General features: G+C 60.6%; 14 protein-coding genes and 2 tRNA genes. 6 read left to right on the top strand and 10 right to left on the bottom strand.

Features of this window, described 5'->3' with window-relative positions; all coding sequences use genetic code 11:
* The first annotated feature begins 56 nt into the window (after window positions 1-56).
* Window positions 57-353 carry a DUF3509 domain-containing protein gene (locus HRH33_RS21895; protein ID WP_034100324.1) on the top strand — a complete coding sequence of 99 codons (297 nt, stop codon included), beginning with the start codon at window positions 57-59 and terminating at the stop codon, window positions 351-353.
* A gap of 172 nt (window positions 354-525) precedes the next feature.
* On the opposite strand, the gene HRH33_RS21890 is transcribed toward HRH33_RS21895, so the two are convergent.
* Both HRH33_RS21890 and HRH33_RS21885 read right to left on the bottom strand, forming a co-directional pair.
* Complete coding sequence (locus HRH33_RS21890; protein WP_167416643.1) at window positions 526-1,410, bottom strand: TIGR02285 family protein; 885 nt, start codon at window positions 1,408-1,410, stop codon at window positions 526-528.
* The gene (locus tag HRH33_RS21885; RefSeq protein ID WP_034100321.1) at window positions 1,410-2,609 is read right to left on the bottom strand and encodes a CaiB/BaiF CoA transferase family protein; all 1,200 of its coding nucleotides are present in this window, start codon (window positions 2,607-2,609) and stop codon (window positions 1,410-1,412) included. Before HRH33_RS21885 ends, HRH33_RS21890 begins: the two co-directional genes overlap by 1 nt.
* Before the next feature lie 148 nt (window positions 2,610-2,757).
* Between HRH33_RS21885 and HRH33_RS21880 the strand changes: the two genes are divergently transcribed.
* Both HRH33_RS21880 and recJ read left to right on the top strand, forming a co-directional pair.
* Window positions 2,758-3,300: a YaeQ family protein gene (locus tag HRH33_RS21880; RefSeq protein ID WP_034115010.1), complete on the top strand. Its 543-nt coding sequence runs from the start codon at window positions 2,758-2,760 to the stop codon at window positions 3,298-3,300.
* Between the two features lie 96 nt (window positions 3,301-3,396).
* Window positions 3,397-5,106 carry a single-stranded-DNA-specific exonuclease RecJ gene (recJ, locus tag HRH33_RS21875; protein ID WP_167416644.1) on the top strand — a complete coding sequence of 570 codons (1,710 nt, stop codon included), beginning with the start codon at window positions 3,397-3,399 and terminating at the stop codon, window positions 5,104-5,106.
* Between the two features lie 76 nt (window positions 5,107-5,182).
* On the opposite strand, the gene HRH33_RS21870 is transcribed toward recJ, so the two are convergent.
* The 4 genes from HRH33_RS21870 to HRH33_RS21855 all read right to left on the bottom strand — a co-directional run bounded on the left by HRH33_RS21870 (window position 5,183) and on the right by HRH33_RS21855 (window position 9,731).
* On the bottom strand, window positions 5,183-6,463 hold the full coding sequence (locus HRH33_RS21870; RefSeq protein WP_167416645.1) for a virulence factor family protein: 1,281 nt from the start codon (window positions 6,461-6,463) through the stop codon (window positions 5,183-5,185).
* Window positions 6,463-9,105, bottom strand: a complete 2,643-nt coding sequence (gene mprF / locus HRH33_RS21865; protein ID WP_094065472.1) for a bifunctional lysylphosphatidylglycerol flippase/synthetase MprF — start codon at window positions 9,103-9,105, stop codon at window positions 6,463-6,465. The genes HRH33_RS21870 and mprF overlap by 1 nt, the downstream gene beginning before the upstream one ends.
* Window positions 9,106-9,371: 266 nt before the next feature.
* Window positions 9,372-9,448 (bottom strand) — tRNA-Met (locus HRH33_RS21860).
* Between the two features lie 206 nt (window positions 9,449-9,654).
* Window positions 9,655-9,731, bottom strand: a tRNA-Met gene (locus tag HRH33_RS21855).
* 279 nt (window positions 9,732-10,010) lie between these two features.
* Between HRH33_RS21855 and dinB the strand changes: the two genes are divergently transcribed.
* Window positions 10,011-11,069 (top strand): DNA polymerase IV, encoded by a 1,059-nt coding sequence (dinB, locus tag HRH33_RS21850; protein WP_123478696.1) that lies wholly within the window; start codon window positions 10,011-10,013, stop codon window positions 11,067-11,069.
* A gap of 61 nt (window positions 11,070-11,130) precedes the next feature.
* Here the strand turns inward: dinB and HRH33_RS21845 are convergent, their stop codons facing one another.
* The 4 genes from HRH33_RS21845 to HRH33_RS21830 form a co-directional block, all read right to left on the bottom strand.
* Window positions 11,131-12,084, bottom strand: coding sequence for a hypothetical protein (locus HRH33_RS21845; RefSeq protein ID WP_034139178.1), 954 nt, complete (start codon window positions 12,082-12,084; stop codon window positions 11,131-11,133).
* Between the two features lie 20 nt (window positions 12,085-12,104).
* Complete coding sequence (locus HRH33_RS21840) at window positions 12,105-13,820, bottom strand: proline--tRNA ligase (RefSeq protein ID WP_034139177.1); 1,716 nt, start codon at window positions 13,818-13,820, stop codon at window positions 12,105-12,107.
* Between the two features lie 191 nt (window positions 13,821-14,011).
* On the bottom strand, window positions 14,012-15,544 hold the full coding sequence (locus HRH33_RS21835; RefSeq protein ID WP_034115007.1) for an AmpG family muropeptide MFS transporter: 1,533 nt from the start codon (window positions 15,542-15,544) through the stop codon (window positions 14,012-14,014).
* A 43-nt stretch (window positions 15,545-15,587) separates the two neighbouring features.
* Window positions 15,588-15,971 (bottom strand): MGMT family protein, encoded by a 384-nt coding sequence (locus HRH33_RS21830; protein ID WP_167416647.1) that lies wholly within the window; start codon window positions 15,969-15,971, stop codon window positions 15,588-15,590.
* Window positions 15,972-16,104: 133 nt separating this feature from the next.
* Between HRH33_RS21830 and HRH33_RS21825 the strand changes: the two genes are divergently transcribed.
* Complete coding sequence (locus HRH33_RS21825) at window positions 16,105-17,112, top strand: DUF481 domain-containing protein (protein WP_034115006.1); 1,008 nt, start codon at window positions 16,105-16,107, stop codon at window positions 17,110-17,112.
* A 94-nt stretch (window positions 17,113-17,206) separates the two neighbouring features.
* Window positions 17,207-17,938: a HugZ family pyridoxamine 5'-phosphate oxidase gene (locus HRH33_RS21820; RefSeq protein ID WP_167416648.1), complete on the top strand. Its 732-nt coding sequence runs from the start codon at window positions 17,207-17,209 to the stop codon at window positions 17,936-17,938.
* Window positions 17,939-17,988: the final 50 nt, after the last annotated feature.

Below are 17,988 nucleotides of genomic sequence, written 5' to 3'. Positions count from 1 at the left end.
TCGGTCATTTAGAAAAGATGCAGCGCTCGTTGAAACGATTGTTCCCGAACTATTGAATGGTGATCGAGATGGAAAGTATCAGCCTATTGCTCGAAGAAGCACTGAGCCCTTACCGGGTTACGCTGACCACCGTTGGCGTGCAAGGCGAATGCCTGGTGACCGTGAAGAATCCTGCCGGCGCTATCGTGGTGGAACGTGAAGTCGACCGCGCCCAGTTGATGGATAAGCGGGTGCTGGTAGATGTGGTCGATTGCCTGCTGCGCGACCTGAAAATCGCTGAAGGCCGCTTGGAACCGTCGGTGATCGCTGCTCTGCGCAATGCCGCCCAAACCCGTGGCGCTGCCTGCGCATGAAGAATTGTTCACTCATGGAAACTTCCTACAGCGTGCCCGGTCAGATTTTGTAACAGCAAGAGCAAACATTGTGCTCCGGTGTTTGTGGCTTGCTGTACTGGTCTTTAGATAGGCCACGTTTAACCCCGAAGTGTCTCCCCACTCTTCGGGGTTTCTTTTTGCCTGCGATTTGTCAGGGCTCGTTCCAGTCTTGAAAAAATTCCGGGTTGTCGCGCAGGTAATTCTGGCGCATCAGCGGGTCCAGCCAGGCGGCGTAGGCTTGTTGTATCTGCTTCTGCGGGATGTCACGCACCGCTTGATTGATGCGGGTGATGGCCTGGCGCCCCTGGGGCGTGTTCGAGCAGCCGATATGGGTGTGCTGATAGGGTGGGGAGCCTTTGATCGGGTAGAAACTCAAGTCGTCAGGTGCAATGCCTTGTTGCTGGGCGTGATAGCGGATCTCGGGCCAATAGCCGAGCACCGCTTCCAGTCTGCCCAGGCGTTGCATTTGCAGCAGGCTGCCCATGGCATCGTTGCCGTAGTGCAGGGCCAGGTGCTGGGTGTCGGTCTGCTTGAGCGCTTCATCGATATTCGGTCCATAGCTTCGTTCCGCAACAGCGCCTACCCGAGCTTCATGGGCAGCCAGAAACGCCTGCAGGTCCAACTGACCGTGGCTGATAAATCGCGCCAGCTGCTCACCCTGGCTGCTGCGGATGGCCGCGCCATTGCTGGCGACGACAAAGGCCTGTTTGGAAAACGCAACGTATGCCGCACGCTTCGCCGTCCAAAGCAACGAGGGATCGCAGATGAGCGTCCCCTCGCGCAGCATTTGCGTTCCGCGTGCGCGATTGACGTGCAGCACTTCGTGGCGATAGTCCGGCAGGCGCTCGATCAGCAGCGGCAGCAACTGATCCAAGGCGCCCTGACCTTTGCTGGGGCCGTCGAAAATCGTCAATGGCGGCAAATCTCGCAGCAGCCAGATCACGGTGTCTTGCGCGTGAGCCGGGGCTGGCCACACGCTGGCCAGTGCAGTCACCAGACAGAGCTGCGCAAACCCGCGTACGCACCCATGGCGCATCAGATGGCGCCTGCCTCGCGCAAGCGCACAATCGCTGCGGCGTCATAGCCCAGCTCACCCAGTACAGCGCCGTTATGCTCGCCCAGTTGCGGGCCCACCCACTCGCAACTGCCGGGGGTATCCGACAGCTTGGGCACGATGCCGGGCATCTTGAAATCCTTGCCACCCGGAAGCTGCGCCTTGAGGAACATCTCGCGGGCCAGAAATTGCGGGTCGCCCAGCATATCCTCGGCACTGTAGATGCGGCTGGCGGGCACCTCGGCACCATTCAATTGCTCGATCACCTGCTCCAGTGGCAGCGAATTGACCCAGCGATCGATTACGCCGTACAGCTCGTCACGGCGGCTGTCGCGCCCGTCATTGCTGGCCAGTTGTGGATCGTTGGCCAGGTCTTCGCGGCCGATGGCGGCCATGAAGCGCTTGAAGATCGCATCGCCATTGGCGCCGATCTGCACATGCTTGCCGTCCGCACTGGTATGGATCGAGGAGGGCGTGATACCGGGCATGATGTTGCCGGTGCGTTCGCGGATAAACCCGAACACGTCGAACTCGGGAATCATGCTTTCCATCATGGCGAAAATCGCTTCATACAGCGCGACATCGACCACCTGGCCCAGGCCGCCGTTAACCTCACGATGCCGCAGCGCCATCAGCGCACCGATCACCGCCCATAGCGCTGCAATGGAATCTCCGATGGAGATCCCGGTACGCACCGGCGGGCGGTCCTCGAAACCGGTGATGTAACGCAGCCCGCCCATGGACTCGCCCACGGCGCCAAACCCTGGCTGGTCCTTCATCGGCCCGGTCTGGCCAAAGCCCGAGAGGCGCACCATGACCAGTTTCGGGTTGAGCGCGTGCAGGGTTTCCCAACTCAGGCCCAGTTTTTCCAACACGCCGGGACGGAAGTTTTCGATCAGGATGTCGGCGTCCGCCAGCAGTTGCTTAAGAATGGCCAGGCCATCCGGGTGCTTGAGGTTCAGCGTGAGGGATTTCTTGTTGCGCGCCTGCACGAACCACCACAGCGATGTGCCTTCATACAGCTTGCGCCATTTGCGCAGCGGATCGCCGCCGTCCGGGGATTCGACCTTGATGACCTCGGCGCCGAATTCTGCGCAGATACGTGAGGCGAACGGGCCCGCGATCAGGGTGCCGAGTTCGATGACTTTCAGGCCGGCAAGCGGCTTGGCATTAAACGACATGGGGATCCTTGGCTGCGCAGAACAGGTGTGTGATGCCTTTTAACATAGGCGAGGGGCCCAGGGATAAGGGTGATGCAGCGCAGGATTCGTTGATTGGCCTCGCCATCGGTTAGACTGGCCGCCTTTCCTTGTCTCTAGAAGCCCGTTCATGGCCCAGCCGTCCACGACCTACAAATTCGAACTCAACCTCACCGACCTCGACCGTTCGGTGTACGAGAGCGTCAAACAGACCATCGCCCGCCACCCGTCGGAGACCGAAGAGCGCATGACCGTGCGTTTGCTGGCCTATGCCCTCTGGTACAACGAGCAGTTGTCGTTTGGGCGTGGTTTGTCAGATGTAGACGAACCGGCCCTGTGGGAAAAAAGCCTGGATGACCGGGTTTTACACTGGATTGAAGTCGGCCAACCCGATGCCGATCGCCTGACCTGGTGCTCGCGCCGCACCGAGCGCACCAGCCTGCTGGCCTACGGCAGCCTGCGCGTTTGGGAAGGCAAAGTGGTGCCGGTCGCCGCTAACCTGAAGAACGTGCACATCGCGGCTGTGCCGCAGGAAGTCCTCGAAACCCTGGCCAAGGACATGCCCCGGGTGATCAAGTGGGATGTGATGATCAGCGAAGGCACGATGTTCGTCACCGACGACCGTGGCCAGCATGAAGTGCAGCTGCAGTGGCTGGTCGGCGAGCGTGGTTGAAACGGTCGGAAGGGGCCTGCCCCTCCCACGTCGCCTGTCAGTTGATTTCAGCCTTGCCGTTTAACCGTCTTATTAAAGAGAAGTTTCCTTCACCCCATGCGTATCGATCCTCGTCCGTTGCCCGCCGTCCTGCCGTTTCTCGGTGACTTGCCGCCCCTGTTGACCCGCCTTTACGCCGCGCGCGGGGTGCAGTCCGAGGCCGAGCTGGACAAGAGCCTGGCGCGGTTGATTCCCTACCAGCAGCTCAAGGGGATCGATACCGCGGTGGACTTGCTGGTGACCGCGCTGGAGCAACGCCAGCGCATCCTGATCGTGGGCGACTTCGATGCCGATGGCGCCACGGCCAGCGCCGTCGGCACCCTGGGCCTGCGGTTGCTGGGTGCGGCCCATGTCGATTATCTGGTGCCCAACCGCTTCGAATACGGTTATGGCCTCACGCCGGAAATCGTCGCCGTGGCGCTGCAGCGCGAGCCGCAACTGCTGATCACCGTGGACAACGGCATTTCCAGCGTTGAAGGCGTAGCAGCGGCCAAGGCGGCGGGGCTGAAGGTGCTGGTCACCGACCACCACTTGCCGGGGGAAGAGTTGCCGGCGGCGGACGCCATCGTTAATCCGAACCAGCCTGGCTGCACGTTCCCCAGCAAAGCCCTGGCCGGTGTCGGCGTGATTTTCTACGTATTGATGGCCCTGCGCGCACGCCTGCGCGAGTTGGGGTGGTATGCGAACACACCACAGCCCAATATCGGGGACCTGCTCGATCTGGTAGCCCTGGGCAGCGTCGCCGACGTGGTGCCCCTGGACGCCAACAATCGCATTCTCGTCCATCAGGGGCTGGAGCGTATTCGCGCCGGGCGCGCGCGACCAGGGATCAAGGCAATCCTTGAAGTGGCCAAGCGCGATGCGGCGCGAATCACCTCCACCGATCTGGGTTTTATCCTCGGGCCACGGCTCAACGCCGCCGGGCGCCTGGACGATATGAGCCTGGGTATCGAATGCCTGCTGACTCGCGATTTCGCTGCGGCGCGTGAGATGGCCGCGCAACTGGACGGCATGAACCAAGACCGTAAATCCATCGAGCAGGGCATGCAGCGCGAGGCCCTGGCCCAGCTCAAGGACTTGCCGGTTGACTCCATGCCCTATGGCCTGTGCCTGTTCGATCCGGAGTGGCATCAGGGGGTGATCGGCATCCTGGCGTCGCGCATGAAAGAACGCTATTTCCGCCCGACCATCGCCTTTGCCGACGCCGGTGACGGCCTGCTTAAAGGCTCAGGGCGATCTGTGCCGGGTTTCCATATCCGTGACGCGCTGGCCGTAGTCGCTAGCCAGCATCCCACGCTGATCTCAAAATACGGCGGACACGCCATGGCGGCGGGGCTGACGTTGCCTGAGGAAAATTTCCCGCTGTTCGCTGAAGCTTTCGATGCCGAAGTGCGTCGGCAATTGCGTGAAGAAGACCTCACCGGGCGCCTGCTGTCCGATGGCACCTTGGCGGTGGAGGAATTCCACCTGGAACTGGCCCGCGCTCTGCGGCATGCCGGCCCTTGGGGCCAGCACTTTCCCGAGCCGTTGTTTCACGGGGTGTTCCAGTTGGTAGAGCAGCGGGTGGTGGGGGAGCGGCACCTGAAGGTGGTGCTCAAGAGTGAGTGCGGTTCGGTGAAGCTCGACGGCATCGCGTTCGGGGTGGATCGGGAAGTCTGGCCGAACCCGACGGTGCGTTGGGTGGAATTGGCCTACAAGCTGGATGTGAACGAGTTTCGTGGCAATGAAACCGTGCAACTGATGATTGCCCACATCGAACCGCGCTAGATTTTACTAAGGCCGCAAAACAACTGTGGGAGGGGGCAAGCCCCCTCCCACAGTTTGTTTGGCGTACAGCCCGGAATTACTCGGACTTGGCCTGGTGCTTGACGATGATATCTACCAGGCGTTTGGCCAGTGCCGGGTAGTTCTCGTCGAAGTGATGGCCGCCCGGCAGCTTCAAGGCTTCGCCCACGGCAGTCTTATCGGTGCAGCCGCTCTCATCGACTTCTTCGGCACCGTAGATGCATACCACTTTGTCCGCTGGCAACTTGGCCATTTCCGGCCCGGTGGCGGCCTCTTTGCCGGCGTTACCCAGCCAGCCTTCCACTTCGATTTCAAAGCTGCCGGTGCGGGCGAAGGCCAGCAGGATGATCGCATCGACCCGCTGTTGCTCGTTTTCCGGCAGGCGGTTGTAGATAGCGGGCAGGACGTCGGCGCCGAATGAGTAGCCGGTCAATACGAAACGTTTGGTGCCCCACTTCTGCCGGTAGTGCTGCATCAGCTCGGTGAGGTCCTTGGCGCTTTGTTCCGGGGTCTTGTGCTGCCAGTAGTAGCGCAGGGTGTCGATACCGACCACGGGGTAGCCGATCTTGGCCATCTCGCTGGCCACATCGCGGTCCAGGTCGCGCCAGCCGCCGTCACCGGAGAGAAACAGCGTGACGGTGTCCTTGGCTTGCCCGGCCGGCACTTCAACCACCGGGATCGCCAGGCCGCCGTTGTCCGAACCCACCAATTGCTTGCGCAGCTCGTTGTTCAGCACCTGCGGGTAATGAATGTCGTAGTCGCTGATGCTGGTAGTGGCGCGCGGCGTATCGCGTACGAAACTGGCGCTTTCGTCGTCAGGGTTGTCGTTCCAGGCCACCAGCCAGTTGCCGTGGGCGGCGGTCTTCGGCAGCGGATCCTTGCAACCTTCCTGCACCAGGGCAAAGCCAACGGAGATGGCATTGGCCTTATCGTCGTTCTGTGTGGCCAGCCAGCGCCACGCGAGGGCTGCGCCGGGGCCGATGCCGCTGACCAGGGTCGCTGGGCCTTTGAGCTGCGCCAGAGCGCCTTGCAAGGCTTGTTCTTGTAGCTTGCAGTCATCCTTGGGCAGCACCACCTGCACGATCTGCGCTTTACCGCCCTGGCTCAGGGCAAGCAATTGACTGTCGGCCAACACGTCGTCGGCCACCACCGCCACTATCACACGGGCTTTGGCATTGCCGTTCGGGGTCACGCGGGTCATCGCAACACCATCGGCCTGGGGCAACTGCTCCAGGGTGGGCTGCGGGGCAGGGCGGTTCCAGTACCAAAAGCCGCCGCCCAGGATCAGGGCGAGCAGCACTACAAAGGCCAATACATACCGCCAGGAGCGTCGAATCATCAGCGTTTCACCAGTCCAGTCAAGCCGCCCGCGATCAGGGCGGCGGTATCGGCCAATGCCACCAGCGGATCGAGTCCGGCGGGCACGGCCATGTAACGAGGTTCCCAGTCGGGCTGGAACTTGTCTTTGAAGCGGCGCAAACCTTGGAAGTTATACAGTTGCTCGCCGCGGCGGAACACCATCGAGCCCAAGCGCTGGGTCAGCGGAGCGCCGCGTCGCGGTTGTAGGCCCGACAGCGGCACCATGCCGAGGCTGAAGCGGGCGTAGCCGTGGGTTTTGTAGTGTTGAATCAGGCCGACCATCATGAATTCCATGGTCAACTTGGGTGCATCCGGGTGCGCGCGCATCAGGTCCAGGCTGGCCAGGTCGTGGCTGTAGGTTTCGAGCAGGTTGGCGAAGGCAACCGGGCGCCCTTCGAAGCGAATAATCGCAATGCGAAAGTGCTTAAGGTAATCGTCGCTGAAGCGCCCCAGGGAAAAGCCTTTTTCCCGCACGTTCTTACCAGTCAGCCAGGCATCGGAAATGACCTTTAGCTCCTCCATCGGCGCCGTGCCCGGTTCGCAGATTTCCAGGGACAAACCGTCCCGGGTGCCGCGGTTCCAGGTGTAACGCAGATCCTTCATCTCTTTGCCCTTGGCTTCCAGGTCAAAGCGCTTGAGGTCGACTCGGGCTTCTTCGCCCAACTTGATCGCGGTCAGGCCGATATCCATGTAGTACGGCAGGTTCTCCGCCCGCACTTGGTAGAACACTGGGCGCGCGTGGTGGATGTCACATAGGTCGCGGAATTGCCAGATCATCTCGGCCCGTTGTTGGGTCGGGCCGATCGGATCGTACAAGGCCACCAGGCTGCGTCCACGACGGGCGTACATCAGGAACGCCTCATCGTTGGGGTGAAACAGCAGGGCTTTGTCGCCGGTCAATGCCAGGCCGCCGTCGGGTTGGGACGAAGCCATTAAAATCTTGGTGGCACGCTCCAGTTCTTCCGGCGTCGGCAAATGGATCACCGGGCGCGCGGTGCGCAGCAGCCAGGTCAGCGACACAATCACCAGCAACACCGCTGCGCCCAGCAACGAGCGCAGGCCACGCGGCGCGTTGGCGTCGAGGGTGAACTGCCACCACAGTTGATGGCTGTAGGGGACATCTTGATAGGCAAACAGCAGCAGCCAGATTGAAGCCCCCAGCACGCAGACGCTGGCCACCAGGTACAGCGGCGAAAACGGTAGCTCGGTCAGTCGGCTGGCGCGGTAGAACGAGCGTCGAAAGATCGCCAGCAGCACCGCAGTCATGGTCATCAGGGTGGCTTCTTCCCAGTCGAAGCCTTTAAGCAGCGAGAGCAGGGCGCCGACCAGCAGCAGCACCATGGTCAGCATCCAGGCGGCCGACAAACGTCGACGCAAGCCTTGAGCGAGCAGCAGGCACAGCACGCCGATCAGGCTGGCGCCGAAGTGGGACGCGTCAATCAGGCGGTGGGGAATCAGGAAGCCGATGTTTTCCAGGCGTGAATCGATTTCCGGCGTGGCGCCGGAAAACAGCAGGACCACGCCGGACAAAAAAACCAGTACGGCCAACACCGGTGCCGCCAGGCCCGAGGCAACCCGCAGGCTCTGCTGGGTTTGGAACAGGCGCTGGGCCTCGTTGACCAGCAGGAATACACAGGCAATCAACAGCGGCAGCACCACATAGATCATGCGGTACAGCAGCAGCGCGGCCGCCAATGGCGCGGCGCCGAGCTTATCGGCGAAGGCGGCGAGCAGGATCGCCTCGAACACCCCCACACCGCCTGGTACATGGCTGAGCACGCCCGCGGCCAGGGCCAACAGGTACACCAGCAGGAACGGCCCGAAGGGCGGCGCCTCCGGTAGCAACATATAAAGGACGGTGGCAGCGGCGGCGACGTCCAGCGCGGTGATGATCAACTGAAGGAAGGTCAGGCGACGCCCGGGCAGGCGCAGCGTACGGCGGCCGACTTTGACCAGCAGGTTGTCAGCAAACGGTTGTTCCGGCAGGCGACGGCGATAAATGCCGATGCACAGCACCGTCGACAGCAATAGTACGGCGCCGGCTATGCCGCCGAGCAGTATCTGCGGCAGATGCAGGTAGGTGGCGGCGGCCGGCAGGTTGCTCAAGGTCGCCAGAGCGGCCAGCGGCGGCAGGGCAGTGCCCAGGGCCAGGCTGGCAAACACCGTCATGCGCGCCACCTCCGAAGCCCCGATGCCGTGGCGGGCATAGAGACGGTAACGCACCGACCCGCCCGAGAGCATCGACAGGCCAATGGCGTTGCCGATGGCAAATGCGGTAAAGCCGCCGAGGGCCAGAGTCTTGGCGGGTAGGTTCACCCCTGCGTAGCGGGCGCCGGAAAATTCATAGCCCAGCAGGATCACAAAGCCGGCGACGGCCGCGGCGAAGGCTCCCAGTAAGGCTGGCTTGGGCACTTCCAGGATGGAGTCGTGGAGAGCGTAGAGATCCAGCTCCAGCAACAGGTGTCGACAGGCGATCAGGGCGATTGCAAACAGCAACAACGTAACGGCCAGGCCGATCGGCTGTCGGTATTTGCTCAATAGATCAAGCCAACGCAAACGGGTAGGGGCGATCGGTTGGGTTGCAGTCACGGAGTCTTGTGGTTCAGACGAGTTGGCGCGCATCAATCACCTCTAGGATTGTGCGCGACAGGATGGGGGTATCCAGCCAAGTTACCAATCCCTATGGACAAAATAATTACAAATATTAACGCGTATCACCGGGGGCGGCGACTGCGACCATCGGTCGTAGAGGAGTAAGCATAGCGTGTGCTGAGATGGACTCCACAAACCCTGTACGGTTTCATGAAAGATGCCATGTCATTGTTTCAGAAGAACTTTTCCGCCAGATACAAAAAAGGCCACTCTTTCGAGTAGCCTTTCTTGATGTTTGGTTGCGGGAGCCGGATTTGAACCGACGACCTTCGGGTTATGAGCCCGACGAGCTACCAGACTGCTCCATCCCGCGTCTGTGGGCGGCATTCTACAGTCAGACGGCGAGGTGTCAACCGTTAATGACCTAATGGGTCAAATAAGTGTGAATTGATGGCCCTGCCTGCGCTTCGCACGGTAAGTCTACGGTGGGCAAAGATTTTTTTGTCTTACAATTTCCATACATGTCAAAACAGACGCGCACAAAAAAGGCCACTCTTTCGAGTAGCCTTTTTTGATGTTTGGTTGCGGGAGCCGGATTTGAACCGACGACCTTCGGGTTATGAGCCCGACGAGCTACCAGACTGCTCCATCCCGCGTCTGTGTGGCGGCATTCTACAGAGGAACGCGAGTGTGTCAACCCGTAAATCCAAGAAAAGCGCTTTGGGTTCAATCGGTTAGCGTTCGGCGAGGTGCGCCGAAAACACCGCGGGCCCAGTCAGGCCGAGGCTTTCAGCTCTATCGAGGTGGTGAATCCGATTGAGAAAATAAATCCATGGAGGAGAATTCCTACCGTTCAGGCGGAAGATTCAAACTACTGGTGCTATATACAGGGGTGAATGCGATACTGATCGCCCGTTGAATTGCCCCTTCTATTTATGACGCAGCGCAAAATCATCCACGTTGACTGTGATTGCTTCTACGCCGCCATCGAGATGCGCGATGACCCGAGTCTGGCGCAGAAGCCTCTGGCGGTCGGTGGTTCAGCCGATCGTCGAGGGGTGATTGCCACCTGTAACTATGAAGCGCGGGCCTACGGGGTGCGATCGGCGATGTCGTCACGGCACGCCTTGAAGCTGTGCCCGGATCTGACCATCGTCAAGCCGCGCATGGATGCTTATAAAGAGGCGTCGAAGGAAATCCAGACCATCTTTCGCGACTACACCGACCTGATTGAACCGTTGTCGCTGGATGAAGCCTATCTGGACGTTTCCGACAGCCCGCATTTTGGCGGCAGCGCCACACGCATTGCCCAGGACATCCGTCGTCGCGTCTCCAATCAATTGCACATCACGGTGTCAGCTGGCGTGGCACCGAACAAGTTCCTGGCCAAGATTGCCAGCGATTGGAAGAAGCCCAATGGCCTGTTTGTGATCACGCCGGATCAGGTCGAAGCGTTTGTCTCGCAGTTGCGCGTAAGCAAGCTCCACGGCGTGGGCAAAGTTACCGCTGACAAACTGGCGCGCTTGGGCATTGAGGACTGCCTGCAGCTGCGCGAATGGAACAAGCTGGCGCTGGTGCGGGAATTCGGCAGTTTTGGCGAGCGACTGTGGAGTCTGGCCCGTGGCATCGATGATCGCTTGGTACAGAACGACAGCCGTCGGCAATCCATCAGTGTGGAAAATACCTACGATGTGGACCTGCCGGATCTCTCAAGCTGCCTGGCTAAATTGCCCGAACTGATGGAAACCCTGGCCGGGCGCATGGCGCGCATCGACAACAGTTATCGCGCGGGCAAGCCGTTCGTGAAGGTGAAGTTTCATGACTTTACCCAGACCACCTTGGAGCAGGCCGGGGCAGGGCGGGATCTGGAGAGTTATCAACAGTTGATGACCCAAGCGTTCAATCGCGGCGGCAAGCCGGTGCGTCTGCTGGGGATCGGGGTACGGTTGTTGGACCTCAGTGGCGGTAACGAACAGCTAGAATTCGCCTGGTAGAAACCGCCAATCAAAATGTGGAAGGGGCTCCTCCCACATCCATCTCCAACCCTTTGAGCTCTCAGCGTGCGCCTGGATCTGCCACGAGTCGCCCCGCATCCTTGGTCAGCGCTTGCAGGAATTCCTGCTGCAACTCCGGATCATTGCGGGTCAGTTCGATCAGGCTTTGTTCCAGCTCGCTGGCTTCTTCTTCCAGACCCAGCTCCGACAGGCGCTTGACCCGGTGTACCCACTGGCTGACTTCGTCGTCTTCCAGATCGTCGTAGATCAAGCCGTGGGCTTCGAGCAACTTGCCGCGCAGGGTCTTGCTGATAGCCAGGGTCGAGTCCGAGTGCGCGTCGTCCTGACCATCCTCCACGCTGATCTTCAAAGTGGTGACATGGTTAAGGTCCTGCTCGGCGAACGGGCTGTCCAACAGGTTCAGGCGCAGCACGCCGTTACGGTCGGTGGTCAGCTCGTGGGTGTGTTGGCCGGCGGTGACCTGCACGGGACGCTCGCTCCACGGCAGGCTTGAATAATCCAGGCGCTTGTCGCGCTGAACTTCATCGATACCCGCCAGGTTCTGTTGCGCGCGTCCATGGGATTGCACGTTCATGAACGGGTTGAGCCCGTCTATGCCGTAGATCAGCCAGTCATGGGTCATGCTCGAAGGCAGGTTGCCGAGGGCGAAGATGTTCGCCACATTGGCGCCCGCGCCCGCCACCAGGGCCACCGCGCCCAGGGGCATCTCGTAGACTTTGCGCCAAGGCTGATAGGGGGTGTAACGGTCGTAATGCCGGGTGACTTCGAACTCGGTGACCTCGAAGGTCTTCTGCTCGTGAATGCGAACCCGGCGTTGCGGCAGTTCCAGCACTTTGGGTTCGCCTACATCGATCTGCAGGCTGTGATCGAGCAATTTGCGCTCGACCCGCTCCTCGTGCTCACTGCGTTGCGACATATGATTGGCGCAGCCGCTGACCAGCAGGGCGCCGCACAAGGCGGCGCCCCCCAGGGCTCTGGTGTTTCGCTTGAACATGACTTCTCTTGATCTGGTTTTCAGCGACGAATACGCGCCTGAAGGAAAGACAGCACGTCAGCCACCGGCAACGGTTGGGCTTCGGCTTCGGTCCGGCTCTTGTATTCCAGATTGCCATCGGCCAGGCCGCGGTCGCTGACCACGATCCGGTGTGGGATGCCAATCAGTTCCATGTCGGCGAACTTGATGCCAGGGCTGGTTTTCTTGTCCCGGTCATCGAGCAGCACTTCAAAACCGGCGGCCGTCAATTCGGCATACAGTTTGTCGGTGGCTTCGCGTACTTGCTCGGTTTCGTAGCGCAGCGGTACCAGCGCCACTTGGAACGGCGCCAGGGCGTCGCTCCAGATGATGCCTTTCTCGTCGTTGCTCTGCTCGATGGCCGCCGCCACTACGCGGGATACGCCAATACCGTAGCAACCCATTTCCAGGGTGATCGGCTTGCCGTTCTCGCCCAGCACTTCGCACTTCATCGCCTTGCTGTATTTGTTGCCCAGCTGGAAGATGTGCCCGACTTCGATGCCGCGCTTGATTTCCAGGGTGCCCTTGCCATCCGGGCTAGGGTCGCCGGCCACCACGTTGCGCAGGTCGGCCACGGTCGGAACCGGCAGGTCACGTTCCCAGTTCACGCCGAAGTAGTGCTTGTCGTCGATGTTCGCACCGATACCGAAGTCGCTCATCAGCTCGACCGAGCGGTCGATGATGATCGGCAGCGGCAGGTTCAGCGGGCCCAGGGAACCGGCGCCGGCGCCAATGGCGTCGCGCAGTTCGGCATCGCTGGCCATGACCAGTGGGCTGGCCACGCCTGGCTGCTGGGCGGCCTTGATTTCGTTGAGTTCGTGGTCGCCACGGATAACCAGGGCGATCAGCTTGCCTGCTTCCTCAGCGTGCACGATCAGGGTCTTGATGGTCTTTTCAATCGGCAGATTGAATTTCTCCACCAGGGCCGCGATGGTCTTGGTGTCCGGCGTGTCTACCAGACGCAGTTCTTCGGTCGGGGCAGGGCGCGAGGTTTCCCGTGGCACGGCCTCGGCTTTCTCGATGTTCGCCGCGTAGTCGGAACCGTTGCTGAACACGATATCGTCTTCGCCGGACTCGGCCAGTACGTGGAATTCGTGGGAGCCGGCGCCGCCGATGGAACCGTTATCCGCTTCAACCGGGCGGAATTTCAGGCCCAGGCGCGTGAACACATTGCAGTAGGCCTGGTGCATGCGGTCGTAGGTGACCTGCAGGGACGCCTGGTCGGCGTGGAACGAATAGGCGTCCTTCATGATGAATTCACGGCCGCGCATCAAGCCGAAACGTGGGCGGATTTCATCACGGAATTTGGTCTGGATCTGATACAGGTTCAGCGGCAACTGTTTATAGCTGCTCAGCTCGTTGCGCATCAGGTCGGTGATGACTTCTTCATGGGTCGGGCCGGCGCAGAAGTCGCGGCCATGACGATCCTTGAAGCGCAGCAACTCAGGGCCGTACTCTTCCCAGCGCCCGGATTCCTGCCACAGCTCGGCCGGCTGGGTGCTCGGCATCAACACTTCCAGGGAGCCGGCGGCGTTCATTTCTTCACGAACGATGGCTTCGACCTTGCGCATCACCTTCAAGCCCATGGGCAGCCAGGTGTAAAGGCCGGAGGCCAGCTTGCGAATCATGCCGGCGCGCAGCATCAGTTGGTGGCTGATCACGACCGCATCGGAAGGCGTTTCTTTCTGTGTGGCGAGCAAATATTGACTGGTACGCATGGTAGGCCGTTGTCGGTTGCTTGGACTTGAAATGACTTGGGATTGTACGGGCGCGGGCTGCAGGAGTACAGGCATCAGAATGCAGAGGGGCATGTGGGATGGGGCTTGCCCCCGATAGCAGGGTGTCAGGCGCTAATGTGTTACTGACCTACCGGGGCAAGTCCAATCGTCGCAATGCCCCTCCCACATTGTCAGTCTTCAGCGGGTGGACTCAACCGAATCCGCCGATTTTCCTGGAACCAGTGCAGCGCAATCAGCAGCAGCGTCGGCACACCCAGCATGCAGGTGATCAGGAAGAAGTTGTGGTAACCGAATTTCTCCACCATCACGCCCGAGTAGCCGCCAATCAAGCGCGGCAGCAGCAGCATGATCGAGCTGAGCAACGCATATTGGGTGGCGGAGAACTTGAGGTTGGTCAGGCTCGACAGATAGGCCACGAAGGCCGACGTGGCCATGCCCGAGCTGAAGTTATCCAGGGAGATGGTGAAAATCAGCATCTGCAGGTCCGGGCCCATATCGGCGAGCATCACGAACAGCAGGTTAGTGCCGGCCGACATGACGCCGCCGATAAACAGGATCGGCAGGATACCGAAGCGCACGATCAGCAAGCCGCCCATACCGGCGCCGAGCAGGGTCATGATCAGGCCGAAGATCTTGCTGACGCCGGCAATCTGGTCCTTGGTAAAACCCTGGTCGATGTAGAACACGTTGGCCATCACGCCCATCACCGTGTCGGACATGCGATAGGTGGCGATCAGCCCGAGCAGCAGCAGGGCCTGCCAACGGTAGCGCAGGATAAAGTCGTTGACTGGCGTCAGCACCGGCGCCAGGCCACGGCGGCCCATGGTCGACAGGCACAGGCAGGTCAGGGTGATATAGAGGATTGCGCGCAGGAAGGCGCGGTCTTCCATCAGCAAATCCCACAGGCTGACGCCCTGGAAGAGCACGCTGGCGAAATCGGTGTTGTACAGCTGAGTGAACATCGCCGGCACCGACACCAGCAGTACGATCAGCACGAACACCGAGGCCAGTTGATGCACGAAGCTGTAGCGGCCCGCCTGCAATTGGGTACGCAGCGGCACATTGGGCTCGCGCATGAACAGCGTGGTCAGCAGGGCTGGGATCATCAGCACGCCGAACAGCACGTAAGTGCCGGTCCATGCCGAGTGCTTATAGTTGAAACCGGTGGAGCCGAAACCTTCGGCAAAGAACAACGCGCCTGCGGTGGCCAGCAGCGCGGCGATCCGGTAGCCGGACATATAGCTGGCGGCCAAGGCGGCCTGGCGGCTGTCGTCGGCGATTTCCAGGCGATAGGCGTCGACCGCGATGTCCTGGGTGGCGGAGGCAAAGGCAACGATCACAGCAATGGCGATCAGCCAGGACAAATGCTTCTGCGGATCGCAGAACCCCATGCCGATCAGGCCCAGGATGACCAGCGACTGCGCGAGCACCAGCCATGAACGGCGGCGCCCGAGCCTGCCCAGCAGCGGCAGGCGCCATTGGTCGAGCAGCGGCGACCAGACCCACTTGAAGGCGTAGGCCAGCCCGATCAGGCTGGCATAGCCGATGGTTTCGCGGGCCACACCGGCTTCGCGCAACCACACCGAAAGCGTCGAGAACACCAACATGTAAGGCATGCCGGCGGCGAAGCCGAGCAACAACAGCACTAACGTCGAGGGGCTGGCATAGGCAGCGAGCGCGGCGCGCCAGGTTTTACGGGGCATGGGCTGGAGTCTGCCTCAGATTCACGGAAACAAAGCGCGCACTCTAACCGCTGTGCTCTACCGGGCGCCAGCCATGGCGCTGAATATCAACGCGATTGTTCAGGATACTGACACCTTCGCTGCGCAAACGCGCACGTTGTTCGTCACCCGATGCGCTGCCCGCCGGCAGACTTATCCGACCGCCGGCACCCAGCACGCGATGCCAGGGCAACCGCGTGTCCTTTGGGAGCTGGCTCAAGGTCCGCCCCACCCAGCGCGCCGCCCGCCCGAGACCGGCCAAGTGCGCCAGCTCGCCGTAGCTCACCACGCAGCCCTCGGGCACTTGCGCCAAGGTCAGGTACAGCGCGGTGCGGCGCATATCGGCAGCGGTTTGTGGTGTATCGACAGGCAATTTCACTGTGGGGCTATCCGTTGAATATGTCGGCATTTTTGCAAGAAACGGCTGTAAACATGGCGGTGAGAATTGAACTCATCTGCGATCCCTGAGTCAGTCCTTGCTAAGACGTTATCTAACACGATAATGCCCTCTTTTTCGCCAAGCCCGAGCCTCGAATCCGCTTATGTTGTCCAGAACCTTGCTGTGCCTTGCTGTTTTAAGCGCTTCCACACCCTTGCTTGCGGACACCGTCTGGTTGAAGAACGGTGACCGCCTGACCGGCAAAATCAAGGTCTTCGACGGCGGCAAATTGCTGATCCAGACCGCGTATGCCGGTGCGATTCCAGTGGACTGGAAGCAAGTCAAAACCCTGGAAAGCGACCAGGAGCTGCTGGTCAAGCAGGATGCCTACAGCGGCGAGAAAGCCAAGTCCCTCCATGCGGCAGAAGACGGCAAGGTGGTGCTGGCCAATGGCGAGGCGCCCAAGACCGTTGAACTGGCGAGCATCCAACAGATCATCAAGCCTAAACCGGTGATCGAGGACCTGGTGTGGAAGGGCAATGTCGATCTGGCGCTGGACTACAAGCGCGCCGAAAAAGACACCAACGACTACGACGTCGACTTCAAGACCACCGCCCGCCATGGCCAATGGCGCCATACCGGGCAGGGCGAGTACAACCGCGAATTCCAGGATGACGTGACCACCACCGACAACTGGGCCCTGGAGTACGACCTGGACCGCTTTATCACCGAGCACTGGTTCTGGCAGGGGCGCCTGACCTACAAGCGCGACAAAGTCGAAGACCTGGCGCGTCAGCGCACCGTGGGTACTGGCCCTGGCTACCAGTTCTGGGATGACGAGCTGGGCGCTTTCTCCCTCGGCTCGCTGGTCAACCGCACCGACTATGAATATGCCGATGGCGGCAAGGACAACTTCTATTCCCTGGCCATGAAGTGGAACTACAACCGCTACCTGGTGGGCAAGACCGTTGAGTTCTTCACCAATGGCGAACTGGGCAAGCCTATCGATGCGCCAGCCGAGTACTCCCTGGATGCGGAAATGGGTCTGCGCTACAAGGTCACCGAGTGGGCATCGCTCAACCTCAAGGCCGAGCGTGACGTGATCAGCGGCGACTCGGAGAGCAGTCTGAGCAAGACCCGTTATACCGCCGGTTTCGGGGTGGCCTGGTAGTCGCGTCCCTGGCAACCGCTGCTTATATTGATTACCTTGTGTTGAGATCCATTCCCATACGTTATGGGCGGCTGAATACCCGAGGAGTCATACGTTGAGCGCACAGGTTGCCAAGAACGCCCGAGAGCTGTTGCTCAAGGAATACCGTGGGGCTCTCTCCACATTGTCCAAAGCCATGCCTGGCTTTCCATTTGGATCGGTGGTGCCGTACTGCCTGGACGAGCAGGGCCGCCCGCTGATCCTGATCAGCCGCATCGCCCAGCACACCCATAACCTGCAAAAAGAGCCCAAATGCTCGCTGCTGGTCGGTGAGCGTGGGGCGGACGATGTGCAGGCGGTAGGGCGTCTCACCTACCTGGCCGAAGCCGAGCAATTGCATGACGATGCCGCCATCGAGGCCGCAGCCGAGCGCTATTACCGCTACTTCCCCGAATCGGCCAATTACCACAAGGCCCACGATTTCGATTTCTGGGTGCTCAAGCCGGTTCGCCACCGCTATATAGGCGGATTCGGCGCGATCCACTGGCTCGATCAAATGACCCTGGCCAACCCCTTCGCCGGCGCGGCAGAGCGCAGCATGGTCGAACACATGAACAGCGACCATGCCAAGGCGATCGCCCATTACGTCGACCTGGCCGGTTTGCCCGTCAGCGAGCCTGCGCAATTGGCCGGCATCGACAGTGAAGGCATGCACCTGCGGATTGGCCAATCGCTACATTGGTTGCCATTTGCCGCGCCTTGCAACACGCCGACACAAGTGCGCGAAGCCTTGGTTTCACTGGCTCACGCCGCAGGCTGGCCGAAAAAAGCGGCGGCTGACGCTTGAATTCACGAAACGGCGACGTCATCTAAGGTGGACTGGCAAGGCATTCTTGC

The sequence above is a fragment of the Pseudomonas rhodesiae genome, assembly GCF_013285305.1.
Taxonomy (GTDB): Bacteria; Pseudomonadota; Gammaproteobacteria; order Pseudomonadales; family Pseudomonadaceae; genus Aquipseudomonas; species Aquipseudomonas rhodesiae.
The sequence above is the reverse complement of the archived record's forward strand: the minus strand, read 5'-3'. Positions and strand labels throughout refer to the sequence as shown.

Excerpts from the sequence above, each read along its gene's own strand:
- HRH33_RS21895 (WP_034100324.1), top strand. The coding sequence starts at position 57 with ATGGTGATCGAGATGGAAAGTATCAGCCTATTGCTCGAAGAAGCACTG.
- HRH33_RS21890 (WP_167416643.1), bottom strand. The coding sequence starts at position 1,410 with ATGCGCCATGGGTGCGTACGCGGGTTTGCGCAGCTCTGTCTGGTGACT.
- HRH33_RS21885 (WP_034100321.1), bottom strand. The coding sequence starts at position 2,609 with ATGTCGTTTAATGCCAAGCCGCTTGCCGGCCTGAAAGTCATCGAACTC.
- HRH33_RS21880 (WP_034115010.1), top strand. The coding sequence starts at position 2,758 with ATGGCCCAGCCGTCCACGACCTACAAATTCGAACTCAACCTCACCGAC.
- recJ (WP_167416644.1), top strand. The coding sequence starts at position 3,397 with ATGCGTATCGATCCTCGTCCGTTGCCCGCCGTCCTGCCGTTTCTCGGT.
- HRH33_RS21870 (WP_167416645.1), bottom strand. The coding sequence starts at position 6,463 with ATGATTCGACGCTCCTGGCGGTATGTATTGGCCTTTGTAGTGCTGCTC.
- mprF (WP_094065472.1), bottom strand. The coding sequence starts at position 9,105 with ATGCGCGCCAACTCGTCTGAACCACAAGACTCCGTGACTGCAACCCAA.
- dinB (WP_123478696.1), top strand. The coding sequence starts at position 10,011 with ATGACGCAGCGCAAAATCATCCACGTTGACTGTGATTGCTTCTACGCC.
- HRH33_RS21845 (WP_034139178.1), bottom strand. The coding sequence starts at position 12,084 with ATGTTCAAGCGAAACACCAGAGCCCTGGGGGGCGCCGCCTTGTGCGGC.
- HRH33_RS21840 (WP_034139177.1), bottom strand. The coding sequence starts at position 13,820 with ATGCGTACCAGTCAATATTTGCTCGCCACACAGAAAGAAACGCCTTCC.
- HRH33_RS21835 (WP_034115007.1), bottom strand. The coding sequence starts at position 15,544 with ATGCCCCGTAAAACCTGGCGCGCCGCGCTCGCTGCCTATGCCAGCCCC.
- HRH33_RS21830 (WP_167416647.1), bottom strand. The coding sequence starts at position 15,971 with ATGCCGACATATTCAACGGATAGCCCCACAGTGAAATTGCCTGTCGAT.
- HRH33_RS21825 (WP_034115006.1), top strand. The coding sequence starts at position 16,105 with ATGTTGTCCAGAACCTTGCTGTGCCTTGCTGTTTTAAGCGCTTCCACA.